Below are 15,837 nucleotides of genomic sequence, written 5' to 3'. Positions count from 1 at the left end.
CTAATATATATTTTTTATCAAGCTCTTCATCTTTTTTTATCACTGATCTTCAAGGAGTAGAATTCCTGCTAGGTCAGATGGGCGGATGAGGGAGAAACTATGAGCTGGAATCTTCTCCAGTCTTGCCATATCTGGATCTTTTTTGGCTTTCCCCTGACTACTTGCAAGAGCAGCTTTACTAAGCCCTAAAAGCAAAAACAAAACGGTTACCAGGATACACCATACATTGATCTTTTTCATCTCCCTCTCCTTTCGTCTTACAATACAGCTGCTTGACGTACCCAATCTAGGCGTTCCAATTGGAAATCATCTGGCACGGTACAGTCTGCTCCAAGGATCAAACCACGGCTTCCAGCTTCTGCCACCAAGCGACGCGTTTCTTGCTCGATCGCTTCTCGTTCCCCTTGGTAGAGCAAGCCTTTCTTGCCATTGACAAAACCACCCAAGACAGCACGATCACCAAAGAGCTTGCGACCCTCTGCTAAGCTGAGCCCTTCATGATGGGTCGCCCAGTTAATGACTTGAGCCGGATAATCCTTGAAGAGCTCCACTTCATTGCTAGCTCCTTCAAAGCCGCAAATATGAAGGATATTGATGCCACCCGCCTCATTGGCTGCTTCTAGGACAGCGATGTTGCTTGGTTCGATCACCTTACGGTATTCTTCCTGGGTTACGCGCTCATCTTGGACCTGCTGGGTTGAGAAGTAAATCCCTTCAACACCTGCTTCTTGGATCAAGCGACGACTTAAAGTAGAAATGTCTCCTGCAATGACGTCAAGAACATAGGCCAAGGTTTCTGGATCTTCCTTGATAAAGTCCGCCATCACTTGGTCCCCACGGGATTGATCCGTCCGAAACCAGCGTTTCAAATAAGAAATGGGCGAGAAGATATTGTAGAAAGAAGCAATCTCTTCATGGAAATGGGAACGAATCTCCTTGACCACTTCAATTTGTTTTTCAATCCATGGATGATGCTCTCCAATCGGTTGAATATCCTTCAATTCTCGGATCGATTTGATCTCTCTCGAATAAAGAGCACTCGGATAGCGGAAGAAGCCATCGCTCATGATCTTGACAAAATCAGGTGAAATTTCTTCTACATAGTGTTGGTGGCCCTTAATACTTTTTGCTACTACAGCCGGATTGTCGAGACCCAATTCTTTTTCTTCTTGAGTCACATAATGGAGCCAAAATCCTACAGGGATTCGTTCTACTGTTTCGCCTCGAATGGCACGAAGAACCAGTTCTTTTTTACTCATACTGTGAATCCTCCTCAATATTTCTCCAATAGAAAGGCTAACTGCTTTCCTTCTGGAATTTGTAACCATGATATCACCTCGAAAAGTAGCTGACTAATATATTTTCCCTATCAAGGCCTTAAAATTTCTTTATTGAGAAAGCCATCAAAAAAACGCAAGCCCTTGAAAATAGGGACTTGCGGCTATCTTTCTTTATTCTTTCATTTTAGAAGAAAAAGGCTGCTTTGATCTTTTCTTGATCCGGTTATAGCAAAAAACTATACCCCTTCTTTTGAAGGAAAAAATGGCGTATGTTAAAGCAAAGAAACCTTTCATAACAGCATTTTTCCTCCTTTGTTCTTTTCACCGATTCCTAGACACCTTCTTCTCTTTCTTGTCAGGCAAGATTGAAAGGAGTATAATTTTTATAGAATAATTTTAAGGAGTGTACGGTTTATGAAAACAACAAAAACCACCTTTACCATCGTTTCTGCTCTTGCTTCTGTCATTTTACTGACGAGTTGTGGAAGCAACACCACTAAAACGCAAGAGACAAAAGCAAGTAGCACTAAAAATCAGGTGACGATGACCTATGATCAGCAGCGCTCACAAGAAAATACCATGTCTGTTCTCTGGTACCAAAAGGCAGCAGAAACCAAGGCTTTGTATTTACAAGGCTACAATGTCGCTACTGACCGTTTGAAAGAGATCCTCCAAACTCCTTCTGATAAGCCTTATTCCATCGTCTTGGATTTGGACGAAACTGTTTTAGACAACAGCCCTTACCAAGTTCAAAACGTCAAAGATGGTACGGCCTTCAATCCTAAAGATTGGGATGTTTGGGTGAAAAAAGCAGCCGCAAAAGCGGTGCCAGGTGCCAAAGATTTTCTTCAATATGCGGATCAAAACGGGGTTCAAATCTACTACATTTCTGACCGTACAACCTCTCAAGTAGATGATACCATCAAGAATCTTGAAAAAGAAGGCATTCCTGTTCAAGGACGTGACCACCTCATGTTCTTAGAAGATGGCGTCAAATCAAAAGAAGGCCGTCGCCAAGCTGTGCAAGAAAAGACCAATCTTGTCTTGCTTTTTGGGGACAACCTGGTTGACTTTGCAGACTTCTCTAAGACATCTGAAGCTGATCGCGACAAGAAATTGGACGAATTGCAAAAAGAATTTGGTGAAAAATTCATCATCTTCCCAAATCCAATGTATGGATCATGGGAATCTGCTGTCTACCAAGGTAAAAAACTAGATGCCAAGGGACAAACAGAAGAACGCCTCAAAGCCTTGCAAGGTTTTGACAAATAAAGCAAACATCCTCGCTAGGAAAAACCTAACGAGGATGTTTTTTCTATATAAACAAGTTTATTCAACGGTTACAGACTTAGCAAGGTTCCGTGGTTTATCAACATCGAGCCCACGATGAAGGGTTGCAAAGTAGGCAATCAATTGGGTTGGCACCACCATTGAGATTGGAGAGAGGTAAGGGTGAACCGCTGTCAAGACCAAATCATCTGTCTCTTTAGCGACATTTTCTTCTGCAATGGTTAAGACATGAGCCCCACGTGCTGCCACTTCTTGGATGTTCCCACGTGTGTGGCTGGCTAGGACTGGATCAGACAAGAGGGCGATGACCGGTGTACCGTCTTCGATCAGAGCGATGGTACCGTGTTTCAACTCACCCGCAGCGAAGCCTTCACATTGGATGTAAGAAATTTCTTTTAGTTTCAAACTAGCTTCCATGGCAACATAGTAATCTTGACCACGTCCGATATAGAAAGCATTGCGGGTTGTTTCCAACAAGCCACGAACTTTTTCATCGATCACTTCTTTTTCTGAAAGGGTTGATTCGATCGATTGGGCAACGATAGACAATTCGTGCACCAAATCAAAGGCTTTGGCCTTCTCATTGCCATTGGCTTCCCCAACAGCTTTAGCAAGAAAGGCAAGGGCTGCGATTTGAGCCGTATAAGCCTTAGTAGAAGCTACCGCAATTTCAGGACCCGCATGGAGCAACATGGTCATGTCTGCTTCACGTGAAAGAGTTGAACCTGGAACATTGGTCACTGTTAAGCTTGGAATGCCCATTTCATTGGCCTTGACCAGCACTTGGCGGCTATCGGCTGTTTCACCAGATTGACTGATAAAGATGAAGAGTGGTTTCTTGCTAAGAAGTGGCATACCATACCCCCACTCAGAGGAGATACCGAGTTCTACTGGAGTATCTGTCAACTCTTCCAACATTTTTTTAGACGCAAATCCAGCATGGTAAGAGGTACCAGCCGCAAGGATATAGATGCGATCTGCTTCTTGAACAGACTTGATAATAGCTGGGTCTACCACTACTTGACCAGATTCATCTGTATAGGCTTGGATCAACTTACGCATGACAGTTGGTTGCTCATCGATTTCTTTGAGCATGTAGTATGGGTAAGTCCCTTTTCCAATATCAGAAAGGTCAAGTTCAGCCGTGTAGCTAGCCCGTTCTTTGACGTTTCCATCATAGTCTTGTACTTCAACGCTGTCAGCCTTGACAATGACCAACTCTTGGTCATGGATTTCCATGTATTGGTTGGTTTCGCGAATCATGGCCATGGCATCAGAGCAGACCATATTGTAGCCATCTCCAAGACCGATCAAGAGTGGTGATTTATTTTTCGCCACATAGATGGTGCTTGGATCTTCCGCATCCATCAAAGCAAAAGCATAGGCCCCACGGATGATGTGGAGGGCTTTTTTGAAGGCTTCGAGCGTAGACAAGCCATCTTCTTCAGCAAATTTTCCGATCAAGTGGGCGGCGATTTCTGTATCTGTTTGCCCCTTGAAATGGTGACCGGCTAGGTATTCTTCCTTGATTTCAAGGTAGTTTTCAATCACCCCATTGTGGACCAAAACAAAGCGACCTGTTTCAGAGCGGTGTGGGTGGGCATTGTCCTCAGTTGGTTTTCCATGAGTGGCCCAACGGGTATGTCCAATTCCAGCTTCCCCTTCGACACCTTCTGCCTTAGCTGACAATTCTGCAATACGGCCGACTGCCTTCACCAATTGGCTCTTGCCTTCACTAGCCAGAAAAACACCTGCAGAGTCATAACCTCGGTATTCGAGTTTTTCAAGTCCTTGGATCAAAATATCTGTAGCATTTGTATTTCCTACAACACCAACGATTCCGCACATAGTCTTTACGATATAGCCTTGCTATACTTTCCCCTTTACTTAGTCAAACGACCTATGGTCGATTTATCAGTTACTTCGAAATTGGTCTAGTCTAATTTACCAAAAAAGTAACCAGCGGAGTCAGTATACAATGCTTCTTCTAGTTTGTCAACTAGCAAATATAAGAAAATTGGTCTAGTTAAGGAAAGCTTAAGAAAAACCTATCAACATCTTGGTTGATAGGGTTTTTTCTACTCTTCAAATCCATTCTGCTGGCTCAATTCACGGAACCAATGGCCCGATTTTTTCAGGCGTCTTTCTTGAGTAGCTAGGTCTAGTTCAACAAGGCCATAGCGGTTCTTATAACCATTGAGCCAGGACCAGCAGTCAATAAAGGTCCAGATCAAATAGCCCTTACAGTTGGCGCCATCTTGAATAGAACGATGGAGCTCACGAAGATGGTCTTTGACAAAGTCAATCCGGTAGTCGTCTTGAATCACGCCATCCTCACGGAATTTTTCCTCTCCTTCGACTCCCATCCCATTTTCTGTCAAGATCCACTCAATATTGCCATAGTTTTCCTTAATATTTTGGGCAATGTCATATAGGCCTTGCTCATAGATCTCCCAACCACGATGGGGATTAATCTTGCGACCTGGCATGACATAGGGTTCATAAAATTGCTCAAAAAGTAAGGGAGAAGCTGGATTTGGGGCATAACGAGGAGCTGCCACACGGAGTGGTTGGTAATAGTTAACCCCGAGGTAATCGACGGTATTTTCCTCGATCAAGCGCAACTCAAAGGGATCATAATCTGGCAAGAGATCACGCTCTCGCAGGATCTCCACTAATTCTTCAGGATAGTGGCCAAGAACAGAAGGATCTAGAAAGGATTTAGCTTGAAAGAGCTCGGCAATGAGAGCGGCTTTAAGATCTTCTGGATGCTGACTCCGAGGATAGGCTGGTGTCAAATTGAGCACAATCCCGATACGGTAATGGGGATCCACCTCGTGACAGGCCTTGACCGCTAGAGAGCTTGCAAACTGGGTGTGGTAGGCTACTTTTACTGCTGCTGCTGCGTCTACCTTATGAGGAAAATGGGCATCATAAAAATAACCAAACTCCACAGGGACAATGGGTTCATTAAAGGTGATCCACTGGTCGACCAGATCCCCATAGATCTTGAAACAAAAACGCGCATATTCTTGATAAGCATAGGCGGTTTCCTTATTTTCCCAACCATCGCCCTGCTCTTGGAGCGCCACCGGCAAATCAAAATGATAGAGGTTGACCAAGAGGTGAATTCCTTTTTCCTTAATCTTTTCAAAGACACGGCGGTAGAAATCGACACCCGCTTGATTGATCTTTCCTCGACCATCAGGGAAAATGCGGGACCACTGAATAGAGGTCCGAAAAGCTGTATGACCGGTTTCTAACAAGAGATCCAGATCGTCTTCCCAGTGTTCATAAAAAGTAGATGTTTTCTCTGGTCCTTGCCCCTGATAAAAGCGATTGGGTTCGATCTTATACCAGTAATCCCAGAGATTGTCACCTTTTCCATCCTGATCTAGACGCCCTTCTGTCTGTGGACCCGAGGTCGAACTCCCCCATAAAAAATCCTTTGGAAATTGATACATGTCCTAAGCCTCCTCATTCTACTAACTCTATTGTAGCGAATCTTCCCCCAAAACCTAGGCACAATTTACAGTCTTTCTTACGCAGATTAAAGAAAAAGCCCCCTTAGGAAAGATTCCTAAGGGAGCTGGTCTTCATTATAAGTCATTCACAACATATTCAAAGAGCTTGTGGTCTGCTGGACTCTTGTCAAAACGCAGTTCCGGATGCCACTGAACGCCGAGAAAACGACTCTCATCTGTGGATTGAACCGCCTCTATGACGTCATCTTTGGGATCCCGTGCGATCACTTCTAAGCCATCTGCCAAGTCTTTGATACTTTGATGGTGAAAAGAATTGATGCGACTGGTCTTGCCATAGATTTCTTGCAAGATTGTCTGATCCTTGGTCACCAGCTCTTGGCTGGTGTATTGACCTGGATTGTCCTGCCAATGGTGTTCAATATCTTGATAAAGAGTTCCCCCTAGTGCGACATTGTAGAGCTGGGTTCCTCGGCAGACTGTAAAGATAGCTTTTTTTGCCGCACGCGCTTCCTCAATCAAGGCCAACTCAAAAAGATCGCGTTTCAAGAGGTAGTCATCACTATCAATGGCGATTTCTTCTCCGTAAAACTTGGGCAAGACATTTTGACCGCCGGTGATGATGAGCTTATCAATCATCGACAGGTAGTGTTTGGCCATGTCCGCATCTCCAATTGGCAAGATCAAGGGAATTCCTCCCGCCTCTTTGACCGCTTCGACAAAACCAGTTGCTGCATAACTCATGTTCGCGTCTGGATCATCCGGGAAGGGTTTTTCATTTCCTGTAATTCCAATCACTGGTCTTTTTTTCATACTTATTTCCATATTCTTTCATTCATTTTCAAGGCTTATTGTAACACAATTTTAAGCTAGACTCAATGGAGAGTTTTTGAAGGGATCGTCCACCTCCTCTAACCTCAAAACTTGTTCGAAGACCTTTGAAATTGCTTTCTACCAAAAAATTCTCAAGTGCAAAGACTTGAGAATAGCTTGTTAATTTTTCATCAACCCTTCTTTTACCAAGAAGTCACGCGCTACTTTAGCAGCAGACTTGCCTTCTACCCCGACTTGATAGTTGAGCTGGCTCATTTGGTCTGCTGTGATTTTACCAGCTAGTTTATTCAGAACAGCTTCCAATTCTGGATGTTTTTTCAGTAATTCAACTTTCATGAGTGGGGCTCCTTGATAGGGAGGAAAGAGTTGCTTGTCATCTTCAAGGACCACGAGGTCATAGCGAGCCAGCTCGGCATCCGTTGAGTAAGCATCTGTAATCTGTATATCACCGGACTGGATCGCCTGGTAGCGAAGGGCTGGCTCCATGGTGGAGACTTGTAGATGAAGTCCGTAGACCTTCTGCAAGCCCTTGTTTCCATCCTCGCGGTCGTTAAACTCTAAGGTAAATCCTGCCTTGAGTTGTCCTTCTACCTTTTTCAAATCGGAAATGGTCTTGAGGCCATACTCTTGGGCAATTTTCTTAGGCACCGCAACAGCATAGGTATTCTGATAAGCCATGGGTTTGAGCAAGGCCAGGTCGTCTTGTTTCTTGATCCCATCTCGGGCCGCTTGATAGACTGCTTCTGGATCATGACTGACTTGTGGCGCCGGTTTGAGGAGACTTTCGGTCACAGTTCCTGTAAATTCTGGATAGATCGCGATATCCCCTTTTTTCAGAGCTTCATAGAGGAAGGTGGTCTTACCAAAATTTGGTTTGACGGTCACTGTCATATCCGTATTTTCTTCGATCAAGATCTTGTACATATTGGCTAGAATTTCTGGTTCCGGACCTAACTTACCAGCGATGACCAGGTTTTCTTTTTCCGGTTTGGGAAGAAGACTTGGTGTATAGCTAGCTCCCAATCCCAGGATCATCACAGCAAAGACTACAAAGATAGTTCGTAATTTGGCCTTTTCCATCCATTTGAGAAGAAGGTTAAAGGCAATGGCTAAGAAGGCAGAAGACAGGGCTCCGATCAAAATCAAACTGGCATTATTGCGGTCAATCCCCAGAAGGATAAAGGAACCAAGTCCCCCTGCTCCAATCAAGGCAGCAAGGGTAGCCGTCCCGATAATCATTACAGTTGCTGTCCGAATCCCAGACATGATGACGGGCATGGCCAAGGGAATCTCAAACTTCTTGAGTCGTTCCCACTTGGTCATCCCAAAGGCGACTCCTGCTTCTTCGAGACTAGGGTCAATCCCTTGCAAACCGGTGATGGTATTTTGAAGGATAGGGAAAATGGCGTAAATGACCAGAGCTGTCAAGGCTGGAAGCGTCCCAATCCCCATGATGGGAATGAAGAGCCCCAAAAGGGCCATGGAAGGTATGGTCTGGAAGATCCCAGCTAACTGTAGGATCCAGTTGCTCGCTCTCTTGCGAGTACTTAAATAAATAGCCAGTGGAACAGCCAGAAAAATAGCAAGGAGCAAAGTCAGTAATGACAGTTGCAAATGTTGCCCCAGTGCAGTGACCCAGTTTCCAAAGCGTTCTTGAAAAGTTGCAAGTAGTTTAGACATGGTGAGCACCTCCAAATAAATCCGCAACAAAGTCGTTGGCTGGTTGGCCTAGAATGGTCTCAGCATTCGCCACCTGTACAATCTCTCCTTCTTGTAGCACCGCAATCCGATCGCCTAATTTCAAGGCCTCGTCCGTATCATGAGTCACGAAAATAGTCGTCATACCAAATTCTTTGTGCAAGTCTTTGGTAAGTGCCTGCAGTTGCTTGCGAGAAATAGCATCCAAGGCTGAAAAGGGCTCGTCCATCAATAGAATCTTTGGCTCTGCAATGATGGCCCGCACAATCCCAATCCGTTGTTGCTCCCCACCTGATAACTCGCTCGGTAAACGATGAGCATACTCTGCAGCAGGGAGACCCACCTTGTCCAAGAGTTCTTCCGTTTTAGAGGCAATTTGTTCCTTGCTCCAGCCCTTCATCTCAGGGATCAGAGCAATATTCTCAGCGACAGTTAGATTTGGAAAGAGAGCGATGGCCTGAAGGACATAACCGGTGCTGAGACGTAACTCTCGTTCATCATAGTCCTTGATGCGTTTTTCATCCATATAGATATTGCCATCTGTCGGCTCCAAAAGCCGATTGATCATCTTAAGCATGGTGGTTTTTCCAGATCCTGAAGGTCCTACCAAGACCATAAATTCTCCCCGCTCAATACGGAGATTGACATCTTTTAAAATGTCAGTATCCGTGTAGCGCAGGACTACATTTTTGTATTCAATCATATTCTTCCTCAATACGTTTTCTGTCTCTAAGAATATCCAATAGGCTACTTGCTGGATGCCCTAGAACTTTTTCAACATCTGTTGAAACCCCAGCTTGTTCCCCAACTTTGATAGCTGTATAGGTAGTGACCCAGGCATCGTACTCCCAAGTTTGTGCTGGCCATTTTTTCCGTGACTCATAGGCTTCTTCTAGCGATTCATCTACATACCTGATGGAGTTGCCGGTCCCTTTTGAGAGAAGCGCTACGATTTCTTCCATGGAAAGGTTCTCTGGTCCTGTTAGATTCAAGGTTTGGTTTTCCCATTTCTTAGCATGTGAGAGAATCTCCGCTGCAACACTAGATGTGTCCTTACGGGCAACTGCTGATACAAGGCCACTACCAGCCGGACCACGAATTTCTCCATTTTCAAGAGCAATATCAATCAAGAAATCCAAGTAAAAATTATCTCTTAGAAAAGTATAGGAGAATCCTAACTCCTTGATATAGGCTTCCGTCTGGGCATGATCCCGAGACAAGGTAAACGTTGCCTTCTCATCTGCCCCATAAAAGGAGGTATAGACGATATGCTGCACCCCTGCTAGCTTTGCGGCATCTAAAAAACTCTTGTGTTCCTTCACACGCTCTGGATTTTCTCGAGCAGAGACCATCAGCAAGACATTGATCCCCTTTAAGGCTTCAACCACCTCTGGAGTATTGGCATACACCATTCTACGCATTTCCGCAGACGCGTAGACTTTTGCACGCTCTGGGCTTCGTGCCAGATGGATAGAAGCAATTCCTTTCTTATCGACAAGATCAGCCACATAAGAACCTAATTTCCCTGTTACACCTGTTATTCCAATCATCAGCATATTCCCTTCTACTATAGTTCATTTTCTTTAGCTTTTAGGTTTGAGATAATACGCTCTTGATAGGCCTCAAATTCTCGGATTTCTTGATCCGAAAAGCCTTGGTAGAAAATCTCACCCAGTTCCTTGCTGACACGATCCCCAATTTCTTTTTGCGCCCAACCCAATTCGGTCAAACTAACAAACTTTCTTCGTTTATCTTGAGTGCAAGGTTTTACAGTAACCAATCCTTGGTTTTCTAACTTCTTAATCATGCTGGTTAGGGTATTGTTGGCTAGCCCTGAAGCAAGAGCAATATCCGTCGCAGTTGCTCGACCATCTTCTTTTTGCCAAAGGACTGTTAAAATTTTCCCTTGTTCACTCCGGTATTGGGCATCTGTCTCCTTGCTCAAGAGTTTTTGAAAGATACGCCCATTCAATAAACGAATCTGTAGAGCTTGGTAGCCCCCTATCATCTTATTCATTCTGTCTCCTTTTTCTTCTATATGGAACTTTATATCGCTAATTGTAATATTTTTTATTACATCTGTCAACTATTTCGATATAGAACCAATAAATTTATTTAAATCCACATTAGAAAAGCCTTTATAGCCCTTCAAAGTAGTTCTTCCCCTTCTTTATAATAATTTATTTTGGTAAATTCGCCCTGTTTAGTAACAGTAACAAATGTTGGACTCGTTTTGCAACGACACACGATTTTATAATGTGGTAATCTGTTAACTGAAATAAATGATACTAGTGGAGAATTTGTTATGCATATACCAGATAATTACCTAAGTCCCGCAAGTTGTGCTGTTTTAGCTCTTGCTGCTGCACCTGTTATTGTCTTGTCTGTCAAAAAAGTCAAGGTCCAATTAAAAGATAATAAAGAGCTAGCTCCGATGCTTGGGATCGCTGCTTCTTTGTCCTTCTTATTAATGATGTTTAATGTTCCTGTTCCTGGTGGAACGACCGCTCACGCTGTCGGAGGAACCCTTCTTGCCATTCTCATAGGCCCCTATGCGGCCTCTCTAGCGCTGACAGTCGCCTTACTGCTACAGGCCTTCTTATTTGGTGACGGAGGGATTCTCGCTCTTGGGGCCAACATTTTCAACATGGCCATTGTGATGCCTTTTGTTGGCTATGCTATTTATAGCTTGTTCCGCAAACACCATCATGAGACGCTTGGCGTTATTATCGGTTCTTTTCTTTCGATTAATGCTGCTGCCTTCTTAGCTGGTGTTGAATTGGGCTTACAACCCCTCATCGCATCAGAAGCTGGTCAACCACTCTATAATCCTTATGGATTGAGTATCACGGTTCCTGCTATGTTGGGAGCTCACCTCCTTGTAGCAGGTTGGGTCGAAGCCTTCTTCACCCTTGTGATTTACCGTTTTGTCAAACAAGTCGCTCCTACAGAGTTGTACACACCAAGTACCAAAAATACTACTTCATTCGTGAAAAAAATTCGCTGGGTGCTTCTTGCCTTGGTTCTTCTCAGTCCACTTGGACTCCTTGCAGATGGGACAGCTTTTGGTGAATGGTCTGCCGAAGAATTGGGTAGCCTGCTTCATGGCAAAGTCCCAACAGGGATCAAAAATGGATTCTCATTTGAAGCCTTATTTAGTGATTACACCATTCCTGGAACTAAAATTGCGATCGGCTATATTCTCTCAGCCGTTACGGCCATCCTTATCTTCTATATCATCAGTAAAATCATTCGATCAATGAACGGAGAAAAAACTTCTCATGCGTAAACTTCCTGACTGGCTTCATCAAGAGCAAGCGACTCTTGAAGCATCTAAAAGCCATCACTATTTACAAATGAATCTTCAAACATTGCGCCACTTTCTTGGCAAAATGAAGCAAACGACGCCCGCATTCAAGGCCAAAACTTCGTCTTGGATGCGACTCGTTTCCTTTTTAATTCTAGCGATCCTCATCACGACCGCCCACCATCCCATCCAACTGTGGTTGATCGGTATCCTTTTGTTAATGCACATTGCCATGCTTCCTGGTGAAGTCCTGCTACACCTTTTTAAGGTCCTGTTCAAGGTACTGCTGATTTCCACAATAGTGATTTTGCCCAGCATTTTATTTCAAGGATTTCAAAATGGTGCCCTCTTTTTGCTACGTGCAGGGATGATTGTCCTCAATATTTCCCTCTTTCTAGCTACAACGACAAGCGTGCAATTGGTCGAGGCCCTTCGGCAATTACGTGTCCCAAAAACCTTCGTGCAAACCATTGATATTACCCTCAAGTATGGCTATATTTTAGGGAAACACTTGCAACAACAGATCGAATGCGTCCAGCTGAGAACGGTTGGACAAAAAGTGAATCTCAATCTCTTTGGCTCCCTACTTGGGCTCTTGTACCTATCCACCAAACACCATACCAAAGAAGTTTACGAAGCGATGATTCTTCGAGGCTACGGTATGGATACAAAGCGCAAAGAAGCCTTCCACTGGAAAAAAGAAGATGTCTTTTTCCTATTGGAATTGGTGGTCCTTGTGACCTTAACGACCTTACTCGGCTAGAAAGGAAGTCCTATGATTACCATTCAAGATGGAAATTACCACTATACCGAAGAAACTGGAATCCACGATATTCAACTCCAGATTCAAAAAGGGGAGACCATTGGCTTGATGGGCCCAAACGGAGCTGGAAAATCGACCTTCTTTAAAATTCTGGTTGGGCTCTTTCCCCTCTCGTCTGGTCAGTACCACTTTAAGGATTGGACCATTGACAAAGACTTCTTGAAAGATCCCCATCGTGCGGGTCAACTCTTCCAACAGGTTGGACTCATTTTTCAAAACAGCGATACGCAATTGTTCAACACAAGCGTCTATGATGAACTGGCTTTTGGCCCACGTCAATTAGGCTTACCCGAGACCGAAGTCGAACAACGCGTCAAGGATACGCTTGCTCTTTTAGAGATAGAACACCTGAGAGATCGTATTCCCTACCATCTTTCTGGTGGCGAAAAGAAGCTAGTCGCTATCGCTAGCGTCCTCACCATGAATCCTATTCTCTTGCTATTTGACGAGCCATTTAACGGCCTCTCACCAAAATACCAGAAGCTGATTGTCACCTTGCTCCAAGAACTCAAAACGGCCGGAAAAACGATTGTGATTTCCTCCCACCATTTCAAGCAAATCGCACCGATTGTAGAACGGGTCCTACTCTTTTCTGAAGAACACACCATCACAGGCAGCTACGATCGAGCTGATTGGGAAAATGACCCAGCTATCCAACAATCCTTCACCACATGTTAAAAAGCCTCGGTAGGTTTTACCTACCGAAGCTTTTTTGATGAAAGAGATAAGGGTTAATGTCCTTTATGCTTCTCTCTTCGTTTTTGCTGTTTGCGTTCAAATTTCTCTTGTTCGAGCAATTGCTTTTGGACACTAGATTGATGTTTTGAAATCTTTTTTCTTTCCTCATACTGCAACTGCAATAGTTCTTTCGACTTGGAAGAAACTTTCTGATTTACTTGTTTCTTCACCATTCGCTGTAATCGTTTAGGATTCTTGATTTTTACATGTTGCTTAACTATAGCTTCTGGACTAAAAGATAATTGAGTAAACTGAGTCTGTAAGATCTCTAGAATTTCATCATCTTTTGGCTCCTGACCGAATGTCACACGACAAACTTGATAAGTGTCTCGATACACTTGTTCGAACAAACCATACCAAAATCCATCTTCAAAATAAACTGTCAATCCAATTGAAATTGTTTCCACGACAGCACCTCCTTAAATCTATCCCTAAGAATGGACAACCAAGGAGGAAGGTTACTGATAGGCTTGCCTACGTCTGGACTACCAACCAGAACTGTGTTTTTATCTTAGTTGGAACTATTATAGCATATTTATAATCTATTTTTATTACTTCTTCAAATGCCTATCAAAAAAATGAATCGTAGCCAACCAAGAATCCTTACTCTCTTCCATCAGTAAACACCAATCTTTTCGATAACGATGATTTGGTTGATAAGACACCGTCAACATGTGACCTGTTTCATGATATTTTTTAAATGTAATGTAGTGGCCTTTATAATGTGAGACAATATCATCAATCGCTGACGAGGCATCCCATATTTCATCAACAGTACTTCCGAGCAATAAGATTGGTGAATGCATTTGACCAATATCTATCCTAGCAGAGCAATCTTTAGGGAAGGTTTTTCTAAAAAATTTACTGAATAGATAATCTCCAAGCCGAAACTTTTGATAGGGAAGTTCTTTTTTCAAATGTGTCCAAGAAGAAGTATGAGAGTTCCATTTCCCTTTTATCCCTTCATACACCACATTAGAGGGTGAATTTAGCACCAAACATTGAACGTCATTAAAAAGGCTCTCCTCAGCTAAAACCAATTCTGCTCCCTTAGACCGTCCATAGATTCCAATTCTTTCACTATCTACTTGAGGGTGCTGACGTAGATAACTCTTTGCCTCCACAAGACACTCCAAAGGAATACATTCCAAATGTTTTGGTAATCCCTCTAAACCAAAGTAGGCAATTGCTAGGCAAATATAACCTCTAGAAGATAGAAGTTGAGCTATATTCTGTGCCTTTTCAATCCTTCCTTCACTACCGCTCACAATAATCAATGCTGGTGTTTTTATTGCCTTTTTATCATAAAAGAGTCTCCCTTGAAAATGTTTCCCGTAAATATCTTGATGACTAATTTGCGAACTCATATAATGTCTTGTGAAAGTTCTCTCTGCAATGACAGTATTTCCTTGCATAACTTTGATTTCCACAAAAAAATGATCTAATAAGGGAATTTTAGAAAGAGAGTTTGGAAGTTTCTTTCTCTTATTGGTCAAGGGCTTGGCATTAAAAAATAGTCCCATTGTTGAAATGCTTTCATAAGATCCATAACAAGATGGAGTTTGTGACATATTAATAATACCATTCGTATCTGATACAAAAGTCGCTGTTGATTTCCATAAAACATCATGAGCTAAACGCATGGGAGCATTGATACAATAATAATCAGATAGAAACATTTCGACTCGATATGTTTCTCTTGGTTTTAAGTCATTGATGACAATATTAAAAGATTCATCTGCTAACTCAGACGCCGTGATAAGTTCAATTTGTATATTCATATCTTCCTCTTTTTGTTAATATAATTAACAATATAGTTTTAAAATTACCGTGATTTTTACCACGGTAATTCTCGCCATACCTGTTCAATATCATTCATCAGTTTCATAACCATTTGAAGGTCTTCCTCACTATAGTTTCTTAAAACTGAAAAAATGGCTTTTTCAATATGTTCCTGCTGCTCTTTATGAATGTTAAAAACTTCAACACCTTTTTTAGATAAGCTCAGATATTTATTTTTTTCATTATCCGGTGCAAATTCAAAAGTAACGAGGTCTTTCTTGGTTAAACGTCTAACACTCTGAGTAATGGCACTCCTAGATACTTCAAGTAACTCAGATAATTTCACTAGATTCACAGGCTGATTGCGACCTATCAGGTCGATCAAATGGACTTCATTAATAGTGATTGATTTATCAATACTGTTCCTATGCTGAGCTTTTTTCAACTGTTCAAAAGCTAAAGCAAAGCTGTTAAAACGATTATTAAACTTATACAGTTCTTTCTTATTCATAGCGCCTCTCTTTTGTTAATGATATTAACAAAAATACTATTTATTGTCAAGCTGAGCCTAAAAAATCCTCCAGAGCTGAACTCTGAAGGATT

General features: G+C 42.8%; 16 protein-coding genes. 4 read left to right on the top strand and 12 right to left on the bottom strand.

Annotated features, from left to right (window positions below):
• Positions 1 to 39: 39 nt before the first annotated feature.
• Both LPB220_RS01625 and LPB220_RS01620 read right to left on the bottom strand, forming a co-directional pair.
• Positions 40 to 240: a hypothetical protein gene (locus tag LPB220_RS01625; RefSeq protein ID WP_049473093.1), complete on the bottom strand. Its 201-nt coding sequence runs from the start codon at positions 238 to 240 to the stop codon at positions 40 to 42.
• A 17-nt stretch (positions 241 to 257) separates the two neighbouring features.
• The gene (locus LPB220_RS01620; protein WP_150905224.1) at positions 258 to 1,259 is read right to left on the bottom strand and encodes a uroporphyrinogen decarboxylase family protein; all 1,002 of its coding nucleotides are present in this window, start codon (positions 1,257 to 1,259) and stop codon (positions 258 to 260) included.
• Positions 1,260 to 1,694: 435 nt separating this feature from the next.
• On the opposite strand from LPB220_RS01620, the gene LPB220_RS01615 reads away from it, so the two are divergent.
• Complete coding sequence (locus tag LPB220_RS01615; RefSeq protein WP_003004374.1) at positions 1,695 to 2,552, top strand: 5'-nucleotidase, lipoprotein e(P4) family; 858 nt, start codon at positions 1,695 to 1,697, stop codon at positions 2,550 to 2,552.
• Between the two features lie 57 nt (positions 2,553 to 2,609).
• Here the strand turns inward: LPB220_RS01615 and glmS are convergent, their stop codons facing one another.
• From glmS to LPB220_RS01580, 7 genes are all read right to left on the bottom strand, one after another.
• Positions 2,610 to 4,418 (bottom strand): glutamine--fructose-6-phosphate transaminase (isomerizing), encoded by a 1,809-nt coding sequence (glmS, locus tag LPB220_RS01610; RefSeq protein WP_150905222.1) that lies wholly within the window; start codon positions 4,416 to 4,418, stop codon positions 2,610 to 2,612.
• A gap of 230 nt (positions 4,419 to 4,648) precedes the next feature.
• The gene (locus LPB220_RS01605) at positions 4,649 to 6,034 is read right to left on the bottom strand and encodes a glycoside hydrolase family 1 protein (protein WP_150905220.1); all 1,386 of its coding nucleotides are present in this window, start codon (positions 6,032 to 6,034) and stop codon (positions 4,649 to 4,651) included.
• Between the two features lie 135 nt (positions 6,035 to 6,169).
• Entirely contained in the window at positions 6,170 to 6,865 is a 696-nt protein-coding gene (locus tag LPB220_RS01600) for a gamma-glutamyl-gamma-aminobutyrate hydrolase family protein (protein WP_225305920.1), read from the bottom strand.
• Positions 6,866 to 7,045: 180 nt separating this feature from the next.
• Positions 7,046 to 8,566 (bottom strand): ABC transporter permease/substrate-binding protein, encoded by a 1,521-nt coding sequence (locus LPB220_RS01595; RefSeq protein WP_150905216.1) that lies wholly within the window; start codon positions 8,564 to 8,566, stop codon positions 7,046 to 7,048.
• On the bottom strand, positions 8,559 to 9,287 hold the full coding sequence (locus tag LPB220_RS01590; protein WP_150905214.1) for an ABC transporter ATP-binding protein: 729 nt from the start codon (positions 9,285 to 9,287) through the stop codon (positions 8,559 to 8,561). The genes LPB220_RS01595 and LPB220_RS01590 overlap by 8 nt, the downstream gene beginning before the upstream one ends.
• Positions 9,280 to 10,134 carry an SDR family oxidoreductase gene (locus LPB220_RS01585; RefSeq protein WP_150906780.1) on the bottom strand — a complete coding sequence of 285 codons (855 nt, stop codon included), beginning with the start codon at positions 10,132 to 10,134 and terminating at the stop codon, positions 9,280 to 9,282. The genes LPB220_RS01590 and LPB220_RS01585 overlap by 8 nt, the downstream gene beginning before the upstream one ends.
• A 17-nt stretch (positions 10,135 to 10,151) precedes the next feature.
• Positions 10,152 to 10,601, bottom strand: a complete 450-nt coding sequence (locus LPB220_RS01580; protein WP_150905211.1) for a MarR family winged helix-turn-helix transcriptional regulator — start codon at positions 10,599 to 10,601, stop codon at positions 10,152 to 10,154.
• A gap of 288 nt (positions 10,602 to 10,889) precedes the next feature.
• Between LPB220_RS01580 and cbiM the strand changes: the two genes are divergently transcribed.
• Genes cbiM through LPB220_RS01565 form a run of 3 tightly spaced genes read left to right on the top strand, consistent with a single transcriptional unit; the run spans position 10,890 to position 13,392 of the window.
• Complete coding sequence (gene cbiM / locus LPB220_RS01575) at positions 10,890 to 11,873, top strand: cobalt transporter CbiM (RefSeq protein WP_150905209.1); 984 nt, start codon at positions 10,890 to 10,892, stop codon at positions 11,871 to 11,873.
• A complete protein-coding gene (locus LPB220_RS01570; protein WP_150905207.1) occupies positions 11,866 to 12,654 on the top strand; it encodes an energy-coupling factor transporter transmembrane component T in 789 nt (262 codons plus the stop codon). The genes cbiM and LPB220_RS01570 overlap by 8 nt, the downstream gene beginning before the upstream one ends.
• A 12-nt stretch (positions 12,655 to 12,666) precedes the next feature.
• On the top strand, positions 12,667 to 13,392 hold the full coding sequence (locus LPB220_RS01565) for an energy-coupling factor ABC transporter ATP-binding protein (RefSeq protein ID WP_150905205.1): 726 nt from the start codon (positions 12,667 to 12,669) through the stop codon (positions 13,390 to 13,392).
• 53 nt (positions 13,393 to 13,445) lie between these two features.
• On the opposite strand, the gene LPB220_RS01560 is transcribed toward LPB220_RS01565, so the two are convergent.
• The 3 genes from LPB220_RS01560 to LPB220_RS01545 form a co-directional block, all read right to left on the bottom strand.
• Positions 13,446 to 13,859 carry a YjdF family protein gene (locus tag LPB220_RS01560; RefSeq protein ID WP_150905204.1) on the bottom strand — a complete coding sequence of 138 codons (414 nt, stop codon included), beginning with the start codon at positions 13,857 to 13,859 and terminating at the stop codon, positions 13,446 to 13,448.
• A gap of 144 nt (positions 13,860 to 14,003) precedes the next feature.
• Positions 14,004 to 15,233 carry an acyl-CoA thioesterase/BAAT N-terminal domain-containing protein gene (locus LPB220_RS10740; protein WP_191904614.1) on the bottom strand — a complete coding sequence of 410 codons (1,230 nt, stop codon included), beginning with the start codon at positions 15,231 to 15,233 and terminating at the stop codon, positions 14,004 to 14,006.
• Positions 15,234 to 15,289: 56 nt separating this feature from the next.
• Complete coding sequence (locus LPB220_RS01545) at positions 15,290 to 15,745, bottom strand: MarR family winged helix-turn-helix transcriptional regulator (protein WP_150905202.1); 456 nt, start codon at positions 15,743 to 15,745, stop codon at positions 15,290 to 15,292.
• Positions 15,746 to 15,837 lie beyond the last annotated feature (92 nt).

Source organism: Streptococcus sp. LPB0220, assembly GCF_008727815.1.
GTDB lineage: Bacteria > Bacillota > Bacilli > Lactobacillales > Streptococcaceae > Streptococcus.
This window is presented reverse-complemented; position numbering and strand designations above follow the sequence as displayed.

Bases quoted from the DNA above. Each gene is read 5' to 3' on its own strand.
- LPB220_RS01625 (WP_049473093.1), bottom strand. From the start codon at position 240: ATGAAAAAGATCAATGTATGGTGTATCCTGGTAACCGTTTTGTTTTTG.
- LPB220_RS01620 (WP_150905224.1), bottom strand. From the start codon at position 1,259: ATGAGTAAAAAAGAACTGGTTCTTCGTGCCATTCGAGGCGAAACAGTA.
- LPB220_RS01615 (WP_003004374.1), top strand. From the start codon at position 1,695: ATGAAAACAACAAAAACCACCTTTACCATCGTTTCTGCTCTTGCTTCT.
- glmS (WP_150905222.1), bottom strand. From the start codon at position 4,418: ATGTGCGGAATCGTTGGTGTTGTAGGAAATACAAATGCTACAGATATT.
- LPB220_RS01605 (WP_150905220.1), bottom strand. From the start codon at position 6,034: ATGTATCAATTTCCAAAGGATTTTTTATGGGGGAGTTCGACCTCGGGT.
- LPB220_RS01600 (WP_225305920.1), bottom strand. From the start codon at position 6,865: ATGAAAAAAAGACCAGTGATTGGAATTACAGGAAATGAAAAACCCTTC.
- LPB220_RS01595 (WP_150905216.1), bottom strand. From the start codon at position 8,566: ATGTCTAAACTACTTGCAACTTTTCAAGAACGCTTTGGAAACTGGGTC.
- LPB220_RS01590 (WP_150905214.1), bottom strand. From the start codon at position 9,287: ATGATTGAATACAAAAATGTAGTCCTGCGCTACACGGATACTGACATT.
- LPB220_RS01585 (WP_150906780.1), bottom strand. From the start codon at position 10,134: ATGATTGGAATAACAGGTGTAACAGGGAAATTAGGTTCTTATGTGGCT.
- LPB220_RS01580 (WP_150905211.1), bottom strand. From the start codon at position 10,601: ATGAATAAGATGATAGGGGGCTACCAAGCTCTACAGATTCGTTTATTG.
- cbiM (WP_150905209.1), top strand. From the start codon at position 10,890: ATGCATATACCAGATAATTACCTAAGTCCCGCAAGTTGTGCTGTTTTA.
- LPB220_RS01570 (WP_150905207.1), top strand. From the start codon at position 11,866: ATGCGTAAACTTCCTGACTGGCTTCATCAAGAGCAAGCGACTCTTGAA.
- LPB220_RS01565 (WP_150905205.1), top strand. From the start codon at position 12,667: ATGATTACCATTCAAGATGGAAATTACCACTATACCGAAGAAACTGGA.
- LPB220_RS10740 (WP_191904614.1), bottom strand. From the start codon at position 15,233: ATGAATATACAAATTGAACTTATCACGGCGTCTGAGTTAGCAGATGAA.
- LPB220_RS01545 (WP_150905202.1), bottom strand. From the start codon at position 15,745: ATGAATAAGAAAGAACTGTATAAGTTTAATAATCGTTTTAACAGCTTT.